Below are 15,747 nucleotides of genomic sequence, written 5' to 3'. Positions count from 1 at the left end.
GGTCAACGTGACCGATGGTACCGATGTTGCAGTGCGGTTTGCTGCGTTCAAACTTTTCCTTAGCCATGATGGCCTCCTTGATAACTGGAGGGGAAGCAAACCTTTGCTTCCCCAATTTCGCTTAGGCAAATTTTGCCTGAATTTCGTCCGAGATGTTCTGCGGAACAGCTTCGTAGTGATCGAACTGCATCGAGAAGTTCGCGCGGCCCGAAGACATGGAACGCAGCGTGTTGATGTAGCCAAACATGTTCGCCAGAGGCACAAAACAGTCTACGGCAATCGCGTTACCGCGGTTGTCTTGACCTTGCACCTGCCCGCGACGCGATGTCAGATCGCCGATGATGCCACCAGTGTATTCTTCTGGTGTAATCACTTCGACTTTCATGATCGGCTCGAGCATTTTGGCGCCAGCTTTACGCATACCTTCACGCATGCACATACGTGCAGCGATTTCGAAGGCCAGAACGCTGGAGTCAACATCGTGGAACTTACCGTCGATCAAGGCAACTTTGAAGTCGATCACGGGGAAGCCAGCCAGAGGGCCGCTGTCCATAACCGATTTGATGCCTTTTTCTACACCCGGGATGTATTCTTTTGGAATAGATCCACCAACGATGCGGCTTTCGAAGCTATAGCCTTCGCCAGGCTCTGTCGGCGAAATGACCATTTTAACTTCACCGAACTGACCCGAACCACCCGACTGTTTCTTGTGGGTGTAAGAGTGCTCGACTTCGTGACCAATGGTCTCGCGATAAGCAACCTGCGGCGCACCGATGTTTGCTTCCACTTTGAATTCGCGCTTCAGACGATCCACCAGAATGTCGAGGTGAAGTTCGCCCATGCCTTTCATGATGGTCTGGCCGCTCTCGAGGTCAGTTTCCACACGGAAGGAGGGGTCTTCAGCAGCCAAACGGGCCAAACCTTGAGACATTTTCTCTTGGTCAGCTTTGGTTTTTGGCTCAACGGCAATCTCGATCACGGGATCGGGGAAGGTCATTGTTTCCAGAACCACAGGTTCAGCAACGGCGCAAAGCGTGTCACCGGTTGTGGTGTCTTTCAGACCAGCCAAAGCAATAATATCGCCCGCGAACGCTTCCGTGATCTCTTCACGGTTGTTCGAGTGCATCATCATCATCCGGCCAACACGCTCTTTACGACCTTTGGTCGAGTTCAGCAGTGTGTCACCTTTGGTCAGCGTACCAGAGTAGATACGTGTGAAGGTCAGCGAGCCAACAAAGGGGTCGTTCATGATTTTGAACGCAAGACCAGAGAACGCCATGTCATCATCTGCACGACGTGCGATGTCACGAACTTCTTCTTCGTCACCAGGTTTGAAACCCATGTAATCCACAACGTCCAGCGGGCTGGGCAGATAGTCGATCACAGCATTCAACAGAGGCTGAACACCTTTGTTTTTGAACGCAGAGCCACCCAGAACCGGCACAAATGCCATTTCCAGTGTACCTTTACGCAGCAGTTTACGCAGGGTCGCAACGTCAGGCTCTTCGCCTTCCAGATATGCTTCCATCGCGTCGTCGTCCATTTCGACAGCCGCTTCAACAAGCTTGCCACGCCATTCGTTGGCCATGTCTTGCAGGCTTTCACGGATCGGTGCTTTGATCCATGACGCACCAAGGTCTTCACCCTGCCACAGCCATTCTTCCATGGTCACAAGATCAACAAGACCTTCCAGCTCGGTTTCTGCGCCGATTGGAACACCAACCGGAATAGCAACCGCACCGGTGCGATCTTCGATCATGTGAACGCAGTTAAAGAAGTCCGCGCCGATTTTGTCCATCTTGTTGACAAAAACCATACGTGGAACTTTGTAGCGGTCAGCTTGGCGCCAAACGGTTTCTGTTTGGGGCTCAACACCAGCGTTGGCGTCAAGAACACAAACAGCACCATCGAGAACCGCAAGCGAACGTTCAACTTCAATGGTGAAGTCAACGTGGCCAGGGGTGTCGATGATGTTCAAGCGGTGCTTGGGTGTATCAGCTGTTTCGCCATCTTCGGTGCGTTCCCAGAAAGTGGTCGTCGCTGCCGAAGTAATGGTGATACCGCGTTCCTGCTCCTGCTCCATCCAGTCCATGGTGGCTGCACCATCGTGCACCTCACCGATGTTGTGGGATTTGCCGGTATAGTACAGGATGCGCTCGGAACAGGTGGTTTTACCTGCATCGATGTGCGCCATGATACCAAAGTTACGGTAATGGTTCAGTGTATAGTCACGTGCCATTGGTCAAATGCCTTTATGGGATTACCAGCGATAATGGCTGAAGGCTTTGTTAGCCTCGGCCATCTTGTGAGTGTCTTCGCGTTTCTTAACCGCGGTACCGCGAGAGTTCACGGCATCAAGAAGCTCACCAGCAAGGCGCTCTTCCATGGTGTTCTCGTTGCGCTTACGCGCAGCGGTGATCAACCAACGGATAGCAAGAGCTTCACGGCGCTCGGGGCGCACTTCGACAGGAACCTGATACGTAGCACCACCCACACGACGCGACCGAACCTCAACAGAAGGTTTGATGTTTTCGAGGGCTTCGTGGAACACTTCTACAGGGGCGCGTTTGATTTTGTCTTCAACACGGTCGAATGCGTTGTAAACGATGCGCTCTGCAACCGACTTTTTACCGTCGATCATCAGGTTGTTCATGAATTTTGAAAGCACACGATCGCCAAATTTGGCGTCGGGCAGGATTTCGCGCTTTTCAGCTGCGTGACGACGAGACATCGCTTATTCCTCTTACTTAGGACGCTTGGCGCCGTATTTCGAACGACGTTGTTTACGATCTTTGACGCCTTGGGTATCCAACACACCACGCAGGATGTGATAACGGACACCCGGAAGGTCTTTTACACGACCGCCGCGGATCAGAACAACCGAGTGCTCTTGCAGGTTGTGGCTTTCACCTGGGATGTACGAAATAACTTCGAAACCGTTGGTGAGGCGAACCTTCGCAACTTTACGCATCGCAGAGTTCGGTTTTTTCGGAGTCGTTGTATACACACGTGTGCAAACGCCGCGCTTTTGCGGGCACTGCTCGAGGTGTTGCGACTTCGAACGCTTAATTTTTGGCTGGCGCGGTTTGCGGATCAGCTGTTGAATCGTTGGCATTGGGTCTCTTTCCCGCTTCCTAGACACGTTCTGCCTACAGCCGTAGCCATAAGCGCTAAATTTTTTCACACTTTGCGTTTCCGCAAGCGCAAAAACCGCAATCGTTCCCATTCCGAGGTGAACGACGCGGTGGGTTACCAGAGGGCCGAGGCGAAATAAGGTGCCTGGGTCTTGACCACTACAGTAATGATATCGACGAAAGGGTATGATCCCAATGCCGGATGACGCGCGTATATGGGGAGTCGCTGTGCTTGTCAACAGCACCTGCCGGTTGCCCTTGGCGCGCCTTGATGACATGCTGATTTTGTATTTGCGAGGCGAGAAAACTACAATGGACAGCCGCGACATGCAGGTGATCGGCCTCTGCCGGTTTTCGTATCCCGCTCTTGGTGGATTTCAGGTCGAACACGACACGCCAAGTGACAGGTCGGCCTTTCTCTATGCCCGGGATCGCATTGAAGAGCGTTTCGCGACGTTTGAAACGTTCACCCTGCCCCCCTTACGTGCGCAAACCGACGGTGATTTCACCTTTTTGGTCGTGATTGGCGATGACTTTCCCACTGTTTACCATGACAGATTGATGGATTTGCTTCGCGACATTCCGCAGGCGGTGGTCCAGGCCCATGCCCCGGGTCCGCATCGCGCTGTCATGAAACAGGCGATCAATTCGGTGCGCGACGATCGAAAATTGCCCTGTTTTCAATTTCGCATGGATGATGATGACGCCGTATCTGTGACCTTCATCGAACGCTTGCGCGAGGCCGCACAAGATTGCAGGCCTCTTTTGCGCAAGAACAAACACGTCGCGATTGATTTCAATCAGGGTTGGATCGCGCGCCCGTCCAAGACCGGCATCGACGCCAGTCCAACAGTTGAACCGCTTTGGACGGCAGGACTGGCCATGTCATCGAAACCGTCGGCGGCAAACACGATCATGAATTTCGGACACTCCAAACTGGCGCGTTTCATGCCGGTCGTGAGCTTTACAGGCGAAGACATGTTCATTCGCGGCCACAATGATTTTAACGACTCTCGTCAGACGGGGCGTGTGCGAAAGGTTGATCTGGTGTCACTGTCATCCGAACAGGATGCCCTCTTTCGACAGACATACAATATTTGCAGCGACCACGTTCGGCGGGTGTTTTCCGACTAACCGCGAAGCCCCCCCTAATTGTTATTCGGGCGCGTATCGGTATCACCAGAAACAACAAAGCCCCCAGCAAACGCTGAGGGCTTTGTTCGTTCTTTCTGAGCTTAGAGCTTAGTCGCGGCTCTCGGGTGTGTCCACCAATCCTGAGTCGAACACGCTATCCGCGGAGAACTCTTCCGTCGGAGCAGCCAAGGCTGCCGCGGCTTCGGCCTCTTCACGGCGCGCTTCAAGAACAACATTGTCACGGTCATTGGCGATGCGGCGCACACGTTGTGTGGCCCCGCCAGTGCCCGCTGGGATCAAACGACCTACAATGACGTTCTCTTTCAGACCGACCAGTTTGTCCTTTTTGCCCTGAACTGACGCTTCGGTCAGAACGCGGGTGGTTTCCTGGAACGATGCGGCCGAGATGAACGAGCGCGTTTGCAGCGATGCTTTGGTGATCCCCAAGAGGATCGGCTCGCCCTGTGCGGGACGACGACCTTCTTTCAAAGCCTTTTCATTGGCTTGATCGAACTCTTGTTTGTCCACATGCTCGCCTTTGAGCAATGTCGTCTCGCCAGAGTCTTGGATTTCCCATTTCTGCAGCATCTGACGCACGATCACTTCGATATGCTTATCGTTGATCTTCACGCCTTGCAGACGATAAACGTCCTGAACTTCGTCGATCATGTAGTCCGCCAACGCTTCAACACCCATAATCGCGAGGATGTCGTGCGGTGCCGGGTTACCGTCCATGATATAGTCACCCTTCTGGACAAAATCACCTTCCTGAACAGGAATGTGCTTCCCCTTAGGTACCATATATTCGACAGCTTCCATGCTCTCGTCAGCTGGTTCGATCGAGATACGACGCTTGTTCTTATAGTCGCGACCATACCGGACATAGCCATCGATTTCCGCAATGATCGCGTGATCTTTAGGGCGACGTGCCTCAAAGAGTTCCGCAACCCGTGGCAAACCACCGGTAATGTCTTTGGTCTTTGTGCCTTCGCGCGGGATACGTGCGATAATGTCACCGGCTTTGATCTCTTGGCCTTCTTCAACCGAAAGGATCGCATCCACAGACATTGGGTAATGCACTGGGTTGCCAGCATCATTGCGCACTGGCTCGCCGTCGGCATCGACCAGAATGATCTCGGGCTTAAGTTCGTTGCCTTTAGGAGCAGCGCGCCAGTCGATCACGATTTTCTGGGTCATACCTGTTGCATCATCGGTTTCGTCGCGTACGGCGATACCGCTGACCAGATCCACGTATTTCGCAGTACCCGCTTTTTCTGCAAGAATAGGCAGAGTGTAAGGATCCCATTCAAACAGCTTGTCGCCACGGGCGATCATTTGCCCTTCTTTGACAAACAGTTTGGACCCGTAGCCCAACTTGTGGCTGGTACGCTCTTCACCATTTTCGTCCAGAATGGTCATTTTCATGTTCCGGCCCATGACCATGGTTTCGCCATTGGCGTTCTCCAAAGTCTGTGGGTTTTCAAACACGATTTTGCCTTCTTGCGAAGCTTCTTGGAACGACTGTTGGCCACCTTGTGCAACGCCACCAATGTGGAACGTCCGCATTGTCAGCTGTGTGCCCGGCTCACCGATCGACTGTGCAGCAATAATACCAACGGCTTCGCCGATATTGACGACTGTACCACGTGCAAGGTCACGACCGTAACATTGCGTACAGACACCTTCTTCTGCGTCACATGTCAAAGGTGACCGGATGCGCATTGAAGGCACGCCCGCGTCGCCGATTGCATCGGCCATACGTTCGTCAATCAATGTGCCTTGCGCAACGATGATCTCATCCGTACCCGGACGCAGAACGTCATCTGCCGCCACACGACCCAGCACGCGTTCAGCCAAAGTTGCAACAACTTCACCATCATTCACGGCCGCTTCTGCGGTGATCGCATTTTCGGTTCCACAATCTTTCATGCGCACGATGCAATCTTGTGCAACGTCCACAAGACGACGTGTCAGATACCCCGAGTTCGCTGTCTTCAAAGCTGTATCCGAAAGACCCTTACGGGCACCGTGGGTCGAGTTGAAGTACTCGAGAACGGTCAGACCTTCCTTAAAGTTCGAGATAATCGGTGTCTCGATGATGTCGCCGTTCGGTTTGGCCATCAGACCACGCATACCGCCAAGCTGTTTCATCTGAGTGACCGAGCCACGCGCACCAGAGTGGGCCATCATGTAAACCGAGTTCGGCTCTGATTCAGCACCGTTATCGTCACGAGCAACATCCGAAATGGTGTTCATCATCGCATCGGTGACTTTGTCGTTACACTTTGACCATGCATCTACAACTTTGTTGTACTTTTCACCCTGAGTAATCAGGCCGTCCATGTACTGTTGTTCAAAGTCTTTCACCAAGCCGCGCGTTTCGTCAACGATCGGCCATTTTGTATCAGGCACAACCATATCGTCCTTGCCGAACGAAATGCCCGCCTTGAACGCTTCACGGAAACCCATGGTCATGATCTGGTCACAGAAGATCACAGACTCTTTCTGACCACAGTAGCGATAGACGGTGTCAATGATTTGCTGAACTTCTTTCTTACGTAGAAGTCTGTTCACCAGCTCAAAAGGTGCCTTGGCATTTTGCGGCAGCAAAGATCCCAAACGCACACGACCCGGCGTGGTTTCGACACGAATGAAGACCTCGTTGCCTTCTTCATCGATCTGAGGAATGCGGGCCGTGATCTTGGCGTGCAAATGGCACAATCCAGAATCCAGCGCGTATTGCACTTCTTCGATCGAGGAGAAGACCATGCCTTCACCCTTCATGCCTTCACGTTCAATGGTCGTATAGTACAGACCCAAAATCATGTCCTGCGAAGGAACAATGATTGGTGCGCCGTTGGCCGGCGACAGAACGTTGTTGGTCGACATCATCAGAACGCGCGCTTCCAACTGGGCCTCAAGGCTCAGAGGAACGTGCACAGCCATTTGGTCGCCATCAAAGTCGGCGTTAAAGGCCGAACAAACCAGCGGGTGAAGCTGAATTGCCTTACCTTCGATCAAGGTGGGTTCGAACGCCTGAATGCCCAAACGGTGCAACGTCGGCGCACGGTTCAGCATGACTGGGTGTTCGCGGATCACCTCGTCCAAGATATCCCAAACTTCGGGACGCTCTTTTTCAACCAATTTTTTGGCTTGCTTCACCGTAGAAGACAGACCTTTGGCTTCCAGACGTGAATAGATGAACGGCTTGAACAGCTCGAGCGCCATCTTTTTCGGCAAACCACACTGGTGCAGCTTCAATTCGGGACCGGTCACAATGACCGAACGTCCCGAGAAGTCGACGCGCTTACCCAAAAGGTTCTGACGGAAGCGGCCTTGCTTACCTTTCAGCATGTCGGACAGCGATTTCAACGGACGCTTGTTGGCGCCAGTGATCACACGGCCACGACGGCCGTTGTCAAACAATGCATCCACAGATTCCTGCAACATCCGCTTTTCGTTCCGAACGATGATGTCAGGAGCACGCAATTCGATCAGACGCTTGAGACGGTTATTCCGGTTGATCACACGGCGATACAGATCGTTCAGATCCGACGTCGCGAAACGACCACCATCCAGCGGCACCAGCGGGCGCAGTTCTGGCGGGATCACAGGAATAACGGTCAGCACCATCCACTCGGGGCGGTTACCCGACTCGAGGAACGATTCCACAACCTTCAAACGCTTGATGATCTTCTTGGGCTTCAGTTCACCCGTGGCTTCGGCCAGATCAGCACGCAGCTGTTCTGCTTCGGCTTCAAGATCAATCGCGGCCAGCATTTCGCGGATCGCTTCAGCACCAATATTGGCGGTGAATGCATCCATGCCAAACGCATCTTGAGCGTCCATGTATTCTTCCTCGGTCATCATCTGACCATAGGTCAGATCGGTCAGACCGGGTTCGATCACAACATAGTTTTCGAAATACAGAACACGTTCCAGATCACGCAATGTCATGTCCAGCATCAGGCCGATACGCGACGGAAGCGATTTCAGGAACCAGATGTGTGCGACAGGTGCTGCCAGCTCGATGTGGCCCATACGCTCGCGGCGGACCTTTTGAAGCGTAACTTCAACACCACATTTTTCGCAGACAACGCCGCGATATTTCATGCGCTTATATTTGCCGCACAGACATTCATAGTCTTTGATTGGGCCAAAGATACGTGCGCAAAACAGACCATCGCGCTCGGGCTTGAACGTCCGATAGTTGATGGTTTCTGGTTTTTTGATCTCACCATACGACCATGACAAAATCCGCTCTGGCGATGCCAGAGAGACTTTGATCTCGTCAAAGGTTTTGATCGGAGCAACCGGGTTGAACGGGTTGTTTGTAATTTCCTGGTTCATTTTGAATCCTCAAATTGGCGCGGAAGGGGGGTGGGAATAGGGCGTTGCGCCCTTATTCCTCAACCTCCGCATCCAGGAGTTCCATGTTCAGGCCGAGGCCACGGACTTCTTTGACAAGAACGTTAAACGATTCCGGTACGCCGGCTTCGAAGTTGTCCTCGCCTTTGACGATGCTTTCATAGACTTTCGTCCGTCCAGCCACGTCATCCGATTTCACTGTCAGCATTTCTTGCAGCGTGTATGCCGCGCCATATGCTTCCAGTGCCCAGACTTCCATCTCACCAAAGCGCTGGCCACCGAACTGTGCTTTACCACCCAGCGGTTGCTGAGTCACAAGCGAGTACGGACCTGTCGAACGCGCGTGGATTTTGTCATCCACAAGGTGATGCAGTTTCAGCAAGTACTTCATACCGACTGTAACTTTGCGGCTGAACTGTTCACCGGTACGACCGTCAAACAGAACCGACTGACCTGACGTATCAAATCCGGCGCGTGTCAGCGCGTCATTGACGTCTGCTTCTTTCGCACCGTCAAAGACTGGCGTTGCAATTGGAACACCGCTGGTCACGTTGCCCGCAGCTTCGACAAGCTTTGCTTCGTCCATGCCGGCAATGCCTTCTTCATAGACATCATCGCCATAGGCCAAGTGCATCGCTTCGCGAACAGGCGTCAGATCACCAGAACGACGGTACTCTTGCAGAGCTTCGTCCACATTCAGACCCAGACCACGTGCGGCCCAACCCATATGTGTTTCCAAAATCTGACCAACGTTCATACGCGACGGAACACCAAGTGGGTTCAAACAGAAGTCAACTGGCGTACCATCGGCAAGGAACGGCATGTCTTCCATCGGTACAACCTTGGAAATAACACCTTTGTTCCCGTGACGACCGGCCATTTTATCACCTGGCTGAAGCTTACGCTTCACAGCGATAAAGACTTTGACCATCTTCATCACACCCGGAGGCAGATCGTCGCCACGACGGACTTTTTCGACTTTGTCCTCAAAGCGGTGATCAAGAGCACGCTTTTGAATTTCGTATTGCTCGTTCAGAGCTTCAACGATTTGCGCGTCTTTCTCGTCTTCGAGAGCAAGCTGCCACCATTGGCCACGTGTCAAAACAACATCCAGCAGTTCGTCTGTGATAGGCGCATTCGGCTTCACGCCTTTAGGGCCCTTGACCGCAGTTTTCCCCGCAACCACGCCACGCAAACGCGCATAGATGTTACGATCCAAAATCGCCATTTCATCATCACGGTCACGTGCCAGACGTTCGACTTCTTCACGCTCGATTTGAAGCGCACGTTCGTCTTTTTCCACGCCATGGCGGTTAAAGACACGCACTTCAACGATCGTTCCGAAATCACCCGGCTTCACGCGCAGGGAAGTATCCCGTACGTCAGATGCTTTTTCACCAAAGATGGCGCGCAGCAGCTTTTCTTCTGGGGTCATCGGCGATTCACCTTTGGGGTGATCTTACCAACCAAAATATCGCCCGGCTCAACGTCTGCACCGATGTACACGATGCCAGCCTCGTCGAGGTTGCGCAGTGCTTCTTCACCGACGTTTGGAATATCGCGGGTAATTTCTTCTGGACCCAGTTTCGTGTCACGCGCGGCAACTTCGAATTCTTCGATGTGGATCGACGTAAATACGTCATCACGCGCAATGCGCTCAGAGATCAAAATCGAGTCTTCGTAGTTGTAGCCGTTCCAAGGCATAAACGCGACGACCACGTTTTTACCCAGCGCCAGCTCACCAATGTCAGTCGAAGGACCATCGGCAATAACTTCGCCTTTGGTGACCAAATCGCCAACCTTTACCAGCGGACGCTGGTTGATGCAGGTGTTTTGGTTCGACCGCTGGAACTTGCGCATACGATAGATATCAACGCCCGCATCGCCCAGTGCCAAATCTTCTGTGGCACGAATAACGATACGCTGTGCGTCGACTTGGTCGATGACACCCGCGCGGTTCGCCATGATCGCCGCACCAGAGTCGCGGGCAACGATTTCTTCAATACCGGTACCAACCAGAGGCGTTTCAGCACGCAACAGCGGAACCGCCTGACGCATCATGTTCGAGCCCATCAAGGCACGGTTAGCATCGTCATTCTCAAGGAACGGGATCAATGATGCCGCAACCGAGACCAACTGTTTGGGTGATACGTCGATCAGATCAACGCTTTCACGCGCCGCCAAGGTGTAATCCCCGGACTGACGTGTCGACACCAGATCGTTCTCGAACTTGCCGTCTGCATCCAAATGCGCGTTGGCCTGAGCCACTGTGTGGCGCATTTCTTCAGTCGCCGACATATAGTGGACTTCGTCCGTCACCTTGGCGTCTTTGACAACGCGATAAGGTGTTTCGATAAAGCCATATTTGTTCACACGTGCAAAGGTTGCCAGCGAGTTGATTAGACCAATGTTTGGACCTTCAGGCGTTTCAATCGGGCACATCCGACCATAGTGGGTCGGGTGTACGTCGCGCACCTCAAAGCCAGCACGTTCGCGAGTCAGACCACCTGGCCCAAGCGCCGAAAGACGGCGTTTGTGGGTGACTTCTGACAGCGGGTTGGTTTGGTCCATGAACTGCGACAGCTGCGAAGAGCCAAAGAATTCACGTACCGCCGCAGCGGCTGGTTTGGCGTTGATCAAATCCTGAGGCATGACAGTGTCGATTTCGACAGAGGACATACGCTCTTTGATCGCGCGCTCCATGCGGAGCAGACCAACACGGTATTGGTTTTCCATCAGTTCGCCAACAGAACGCACACGACGGTTACCAAGGTGGTCGATGTCGTCGATATCGCCTTTACCATCACGCAGCATAACCAGCGCTTTGATACAGGATACGATGTCTTCTTTGCGCAACGTCCGCTGTGTGTCTTCGGCATCCAGAGCCAGACGCATGTTCATTTTCACACGACCAACGGCCGACAGGTCGTACCGCTCGCTGTCAAAGAACAATGTGTCAAACAACGCGGATGCGGCATCAACGGTGGGCGGCTCGCCGGGGCGCATCACACGATAGATATCCATGAGCGCTGTATCGCGGCCCATGTTTTTGTCCATCGCCATGGTGTTGCGCATGTAAGGACCGACATTGATGTTGTCGATGTCCAGAACGGGAATATCTGTCACGCCAGCATCAATCAATTCCTTGATTGTACCACCGATCAAATCACCGTCTTTGTCGTATTCCAGTGTCAGTTCGTCACCGGCTTCGACATAGATCGCACCGGTTTCTTCATTGATCATGTCTTTGGCAACAAATTTGCCAACGATATGCTCGAACGGAACCAAAAGATCGGTGACTTCACCTTCATCGATCAGTTTTTTGACGGCGCGAGGCGTAACTTTTTTGCCAGCTTCCGCGATCACTTCGCCCGTTTTCGCATCCACCAGATCATAGGTAGGACGCGTTCCACGTGCACGCTGCGGGAAGAACTTGGTGACCCAACCTTTGTTCTTCTGCAACTTGAAGTCGACGGTATCATAATACGCGTCCATAATCGCTTCTTGGTCCAGACCCAGAGCGTATAGCAATGTGGTCACAGGCAGTTTGCGGCGACGGTCGATACGCGCAAAGACGATGTCTTTTGCGTCAAACTCGAAGTCAAGCCAGCTACCGCGATACGGAATAATACGGCAAGCAAACAACAACTTGCCCGAGCTGTGTGTTTTGCCTTTGTCGTGATCGAAGAACACACCAGGTGACCGGTGCATCTGGGACACAATCACGCGCTCGGTGCCATTCACAACAAATGTACCATTCGGTGTCATCAGAGGCATATCCCCCATGAACACGTCTTGTTCTTTGATGTCTTTGACAGATTTAGCGCCTGTATCTTCGTCCACATCAAACACGATAAGACGCAGCGTCACCTTAAGCGGTGCCGAGTAAGTCATGTCGCGTTGCATGCATTCTTCAACATCATACTTCGGCTTTTCGAGATCATAGTTCACGAATTCCAGAACACTGGTTTCGTTGAAATCTTTGATCGGGAACACAGACTGGAATACGCCTTTGATACCTTCGCCGTCCATTGGAATGGGCTCGTCGCCCGACCGCAAGAACAGGTCGTAAGATGCTTTCTGCACCTCAATAAGGTTTGGCATTTCCAGTACTTCGCGGATTTTACCGTAGTACTTGCGCAAACGTTTCTGGCCTAGGAAGGACTGAGCCATGGTCGATATCACCTTTCAATTCTCACCGGACGCGCATGCTGTCGGGCCCCAGCATCACGCCCATACGAGACGACACAAATTCGATCAATTCATGGCTTCCGTCCCAAAGGAAGCCTCCCGATCATTGAACCTGGTCTTAGAAAACCCCCTTGCTAAAAAGGGGCTCTCTGAGACAGGTTCGGCTGGACACGGAAACTCCGCATCCAGCCTAAAATCAACTCCGGGGGAACCCCGGCGACGATTACTTAACTTCGACTTCAGCGCCAGCTGCTTCCAGCTTGGCTTTGACGTCTGCAGCTTCGTCAGCAGAAACTTGTTCTTTGACAGCTTTGCCGCCTGCTTCAACCAATTCCTTGGCTTCTTTCAGACCCAGACCAGTCAAAGCGCGAACTTCTTTGATCACGTTGATTTTCGACGCGCCGGCCGATTTCAAGATGACGTCAAATTCAGTTTGCTCTTCTGCAGCTGCGCCGCCAGCGTCGCCGCCGCCCGCAACCATAACAGCGCCACCGGCTGCTGGCTCGATGCCATACTCGTCTTTGAGGATGGTTTTCAGTTCTTGTGCTTCCAGCAGGGTCAGACCTACGATGCTTTCGGCGAGTGCTTTCAGATCAGCCATTTTAGACTCTTTCCGTTTATATATATGTGTTCCAACGTCGGGCATTCACCCACACGCGGTTCTCAAGTTGCTTACGCAGCTTCTGCACGATCCTCGATGGTCGACAGAATGCCAGCGATGTTGCTTGCAGGTGCGCCAATTGCGCCAGCGATGTTTGCAGCAGGTGCGCCAATGCAGCCCGCGATAGAAGCGATAAGCTCCTCGCGAGAAGGCATTTTCGACACGGCTGTAACGCCAGCACGATCAAGAGCATTCTCACCCATTGCACCGCCAAGGATTTCGAACTTTTTGTTCTCTTTGGCGAAGTCTTCGGCGACCTTGGCTGCTGCCACAGGGTCCTCAGAATAGGTTAGAACGGTCATACCCGAGAGGTAGTCAGCGATGCTTTCGCAAGCTTTACCTTCTAGAGCGATTTTGGCGAGCCTGTTTTTGGCAACACGTACAGCACCACCCGCTTCGCTTGCGCGCGCACGAAGGTCCTGCATGTCAGCAACTGTGAGGCCCGCGTAGTGTGCAACCACTACGACGCCAGAGCTTTCGAAGATCTGGCCGAGTTCGTCGACCAATTTCTCTTTCTGGGCTCTATCCACAGTATTACTCCAAATTTGGGGGAAACCCCCGGCTCATGTTTGCTGGACAACGTCCAGCGTTCGGGTCCGTATTTACGGGAAGGAGCCAAATTCGCCCGAGGTAAGGCCTCGGTCAATCTTGTATTCTCCCGTCTCAGGCAGGAAATTAAGACCCCTTGCGAGGCCACCCACCATCTTGGACGAAACGCAAACAGCGCACGACGAATCGCACGCTGGTTGCAAAGCTGTATCTAGGGGGTTTTTTCGGGTTTTCCAAGCACAAATTATGCCAGACGAATTCCCCCTAGGAAACCGTGCCGTGCCGGCGAAACCGACGCCTGTCTTTGAACGAGAACACAGGCCAGTCCATGAACGTGATGCTCTGCATGGGCAACACCCGTGTTCCCTCGGGATGAAGCCACGCCAACATACCCAAGGTCACCTGATCGCGTTTGCAATAATGCAAGAACGCCTCGTACCAGCGATCGTTCAAGAGGTCCGCATGCGCACTCCCCATTTTTTGAACCATCATAGTATTCACGAACAACCCAGCCCCTTTTGGAATGCCAATTCGGGCAAAACACTGGTTCAGGCGATCAAACTCTTCTTCCGAGATGGACCCCATCCGGCGACACACCTTAGATTCGCGATACACGCAATTTCGGTCCGGATGCTTGAACAGATATCGACCACTCGGCGCATCTCCACCTTGGCTATCAACAATCTCGGCGATGATCTGCGACGGTGACGTCGTAAGGTTCGCACGGTTATCGACATAGATGGCCCACTCGTATTCTTGGAAATACAAGTGCGGCTTCAACTTTGGCTTTCGTGACAGATACAGCGCGTCCAAGGCTGGCTCTTCCAGAGTGACAACTTTGACCCCAGGATAGACGAGATCAGGATCGTCCGTGAATATAACACGATCATATCCCTCGCCGTCCCCCATAGAGGTCAAGTTGAGCGGCTCGTATTTGCCAAAATAGCAGGAGTACACGACGATCCCACGCTCGGGTGACAAAGCCACCGATGCGTCGGTCATGCGTGCGCCCGAAAGATCACGGTGCGAATAGGCAGGTTCTTGTGTTTTCCGCCATCAATGACGCCCTCAACCTTACCGTACTGCGCACACTCTTCGTTCAACATATCGACCAACCCCTTCTCAGAGATCCCAAACGGGTCGAGCGCCGTCACACGGTCAACTTCATAGTTCCAACCATGATCGAGCAACAAAACACCGCCAGGCGTCAAGCATTCAGCCCAGTTCTTAAGCGCTTTCTTTGGGTCAAAGGCGTGGTCCCAGCTGTTTGAATACACAAAGTCCATTTGACCAATCCACGCATCATTTTGATCGTGAAAATCCCACTGAATGGTATGCGGAAACTCTGTCGCTGTATCGGAAATCTCGGTTCCAATCACATCTGCATCGCCAGGGATATGACGCCGGAACCAAACCTGCTCGTTGCCCTGTCGCGTGCCATGACAAATCCCGCGCTTGGGCGTATTCCCAGTTTGCCCCATATATTCCGACAGAATTCGGATGTGATCCTCGGGCGCCCATTGATTCCCAAGTTTCATTTTATTCCCAAGAGTCTGGGTTTCCTTGTAAAGTTCATAGTCAAACTCACCATCAACTTCATACTTCAATAGACTCTGGTCGCCGTCCGTTTCCACGACCACATCTGAAAAGTTCTCGGATACCAACTGCTGAAATGCGCGACGTGCGCCTCTGATTTTTTTCATAATTCAC

At 52.7% G+C, this 15,747-nt stretch carries 9 protein-coding genes and 2 pseudogenes; 1 reads left to right on the top strand and 10 read right to left on the bottom strand.

The annotated features are described in order from the left end of the window. The 4 genes and pseudogenes from FAP39_RS17650 to rpsL form a co-directional block, all read right to left on the bottom strand. Positions 1-67: pseudogene (locus FAP39_RS17650) on the bottom strand (GTP-binding protein); the annotation flags it as partial. 54 nt (positions 68-121) lie between these two features. After that, positions 122-2,239 (bottom strand): elongation factor G, encoded by a 2,118-nt coding sequence (gene fusA / locus FAP39_RS03465; protein WP_138014981.1) that lies wholly within the window; start codon positions 2,237-2,239, stop codon positions 122-124. Positions 2,240-2,260: 21 nt separating this feature from the next. Further along, the gene (gene rpsG, locus FAP39_RS03460; protein WP_138014980.1) at positions 2,261-2,731 is read right to left on the bottom strand and encodes a 30S ribosomal protein S7; all 471 of its coding nucleotides are present in this window, start codon (positions 2,729-2,731) and stop codon (positions 2,261-2,263) included. A 12-nt stretch (positions 2,732-2,743) separates the two neighbouring features. Further along, positions 2,744-3,115 (bottom strand): 30S ribosomal protein S12, encoded by a 372-nt coding sequence (rpsL, locus tag FAP39_RS03455; RefSeq protein WP_009828243.1) that lies wholly within the window; start codon positions 3,113-3,115, stop codon positions 2,744-2,746. A gap of 205 nt (positions 3,116-3,320) precedes the next feature. Between rpsL and FAP39_RS03450 the strand changes: the two genes are divergently transcribed. Continuing rightward, positions 3,321-4,268, top strand: coding sequence for a putative rhamnosyl transferase (locus FAP39_RS03450; RefSeq protein ID WP_342777174.1), 948 nt, complete (start codon positions 3,321-3,323; stop codon positions 4,266-4,268). Positions 4,269-4,376: 108 nt separating this feature from the next. Here FAP39_RS03450 and rpoC read toward each other — a convergent pair whose 3' ends face one another. The 6 genes and pseudogenes from rpoC to FAP39_RS03420 all read right to left on the bottom strand — a co-directional run bounded on the left by rpoC (position 4,377) and on the right by FAP39_RS03420 (position 15,740). Continuing rightward, positions 4,377-8,618: a DNA-directed RNA polymerase subunit beta' gene (rpoC, locus tag FAP39_RS03445; protein ID WP_138014979.1), complete on the bottom strand. Its 4,242-nt coding sequence runs from the start codon at positions 8,616-8,618 to the stop codon at positions 4,377-4,379. 52 nt (positions 8,619-8,670) lie between these two features. Beyond that, a pseudogene (gene rpoB / locus FAP39_RS03440) lies at positions 8,671-12,809 on the bottom strand (DNA-directed RNA polymerase subunit beta). A gap of 241 nt (positions 12,810-13,050) precedes the next feature. After that, positions 13,051-13,428: a 50S ribosomal protein L7/L12 gene (gene rplL / locus FAP39_RS03435; RefSeq protein ID WP_138014978.1), complete on the bottom strand. Its 378-nt coding sequence runs from the start codon at positions 13,426-13,428 to the stop codon at positions 13,051-13,053. Between the two features lie 71 nt (positions 13,429-13,499). Further along, complete coding sequence (rplJ, locus tag FAP39_RS03430) at positions 13,500-14,018, bottom strand: 50S ribosomal protein L10 (protein WP_138014977.1); 519 nt, start codon at positions 14,016-14,018, stop codon at positions 13,500-13,502. A 283-nt stretch (positions 14,019-14,301) separates the two neighbouring features. Beyond that, positions 14,302-15,039, bottom strand: coding sequence for a DUF616 domain-containing protein (locus FAP39_RS03425; protein ID WP_138014976.1), 738 nt, complete (start codon positions 15,037-15,039; stop codon positions 14,302-14,304). Further along, positions 15,036-15,740, bottom strand: coding sequence for a class I SAM-dependent methyltransferase (locus tag FAP39_RS03420; RefSeq protein ID WP_138014975.1), 705 nt, complete (start codon positions 15,738-15,740; stop codon positions 15,036-15,038). Before FAP39_RS03420 ends, FAP39_RS03425 begins: the two co-directional genes overlap by 4 nt. Between the last annotated feature and the right edge of the window lie 7 nt (positions 15,741-15,747).

It is taken from the genome of Shimia litoralis (assembly GCF_005518135.1).
GTDB lineage: Bacteria > Pseudomonadota > Alphaproteobacteria > Rhodobacterales > Rhodobacteraceae > Shimia_E > Shimia_E litoralis.
This window is presented reverse-complemented; position numbering and strand designations above follow the sequence as displayed.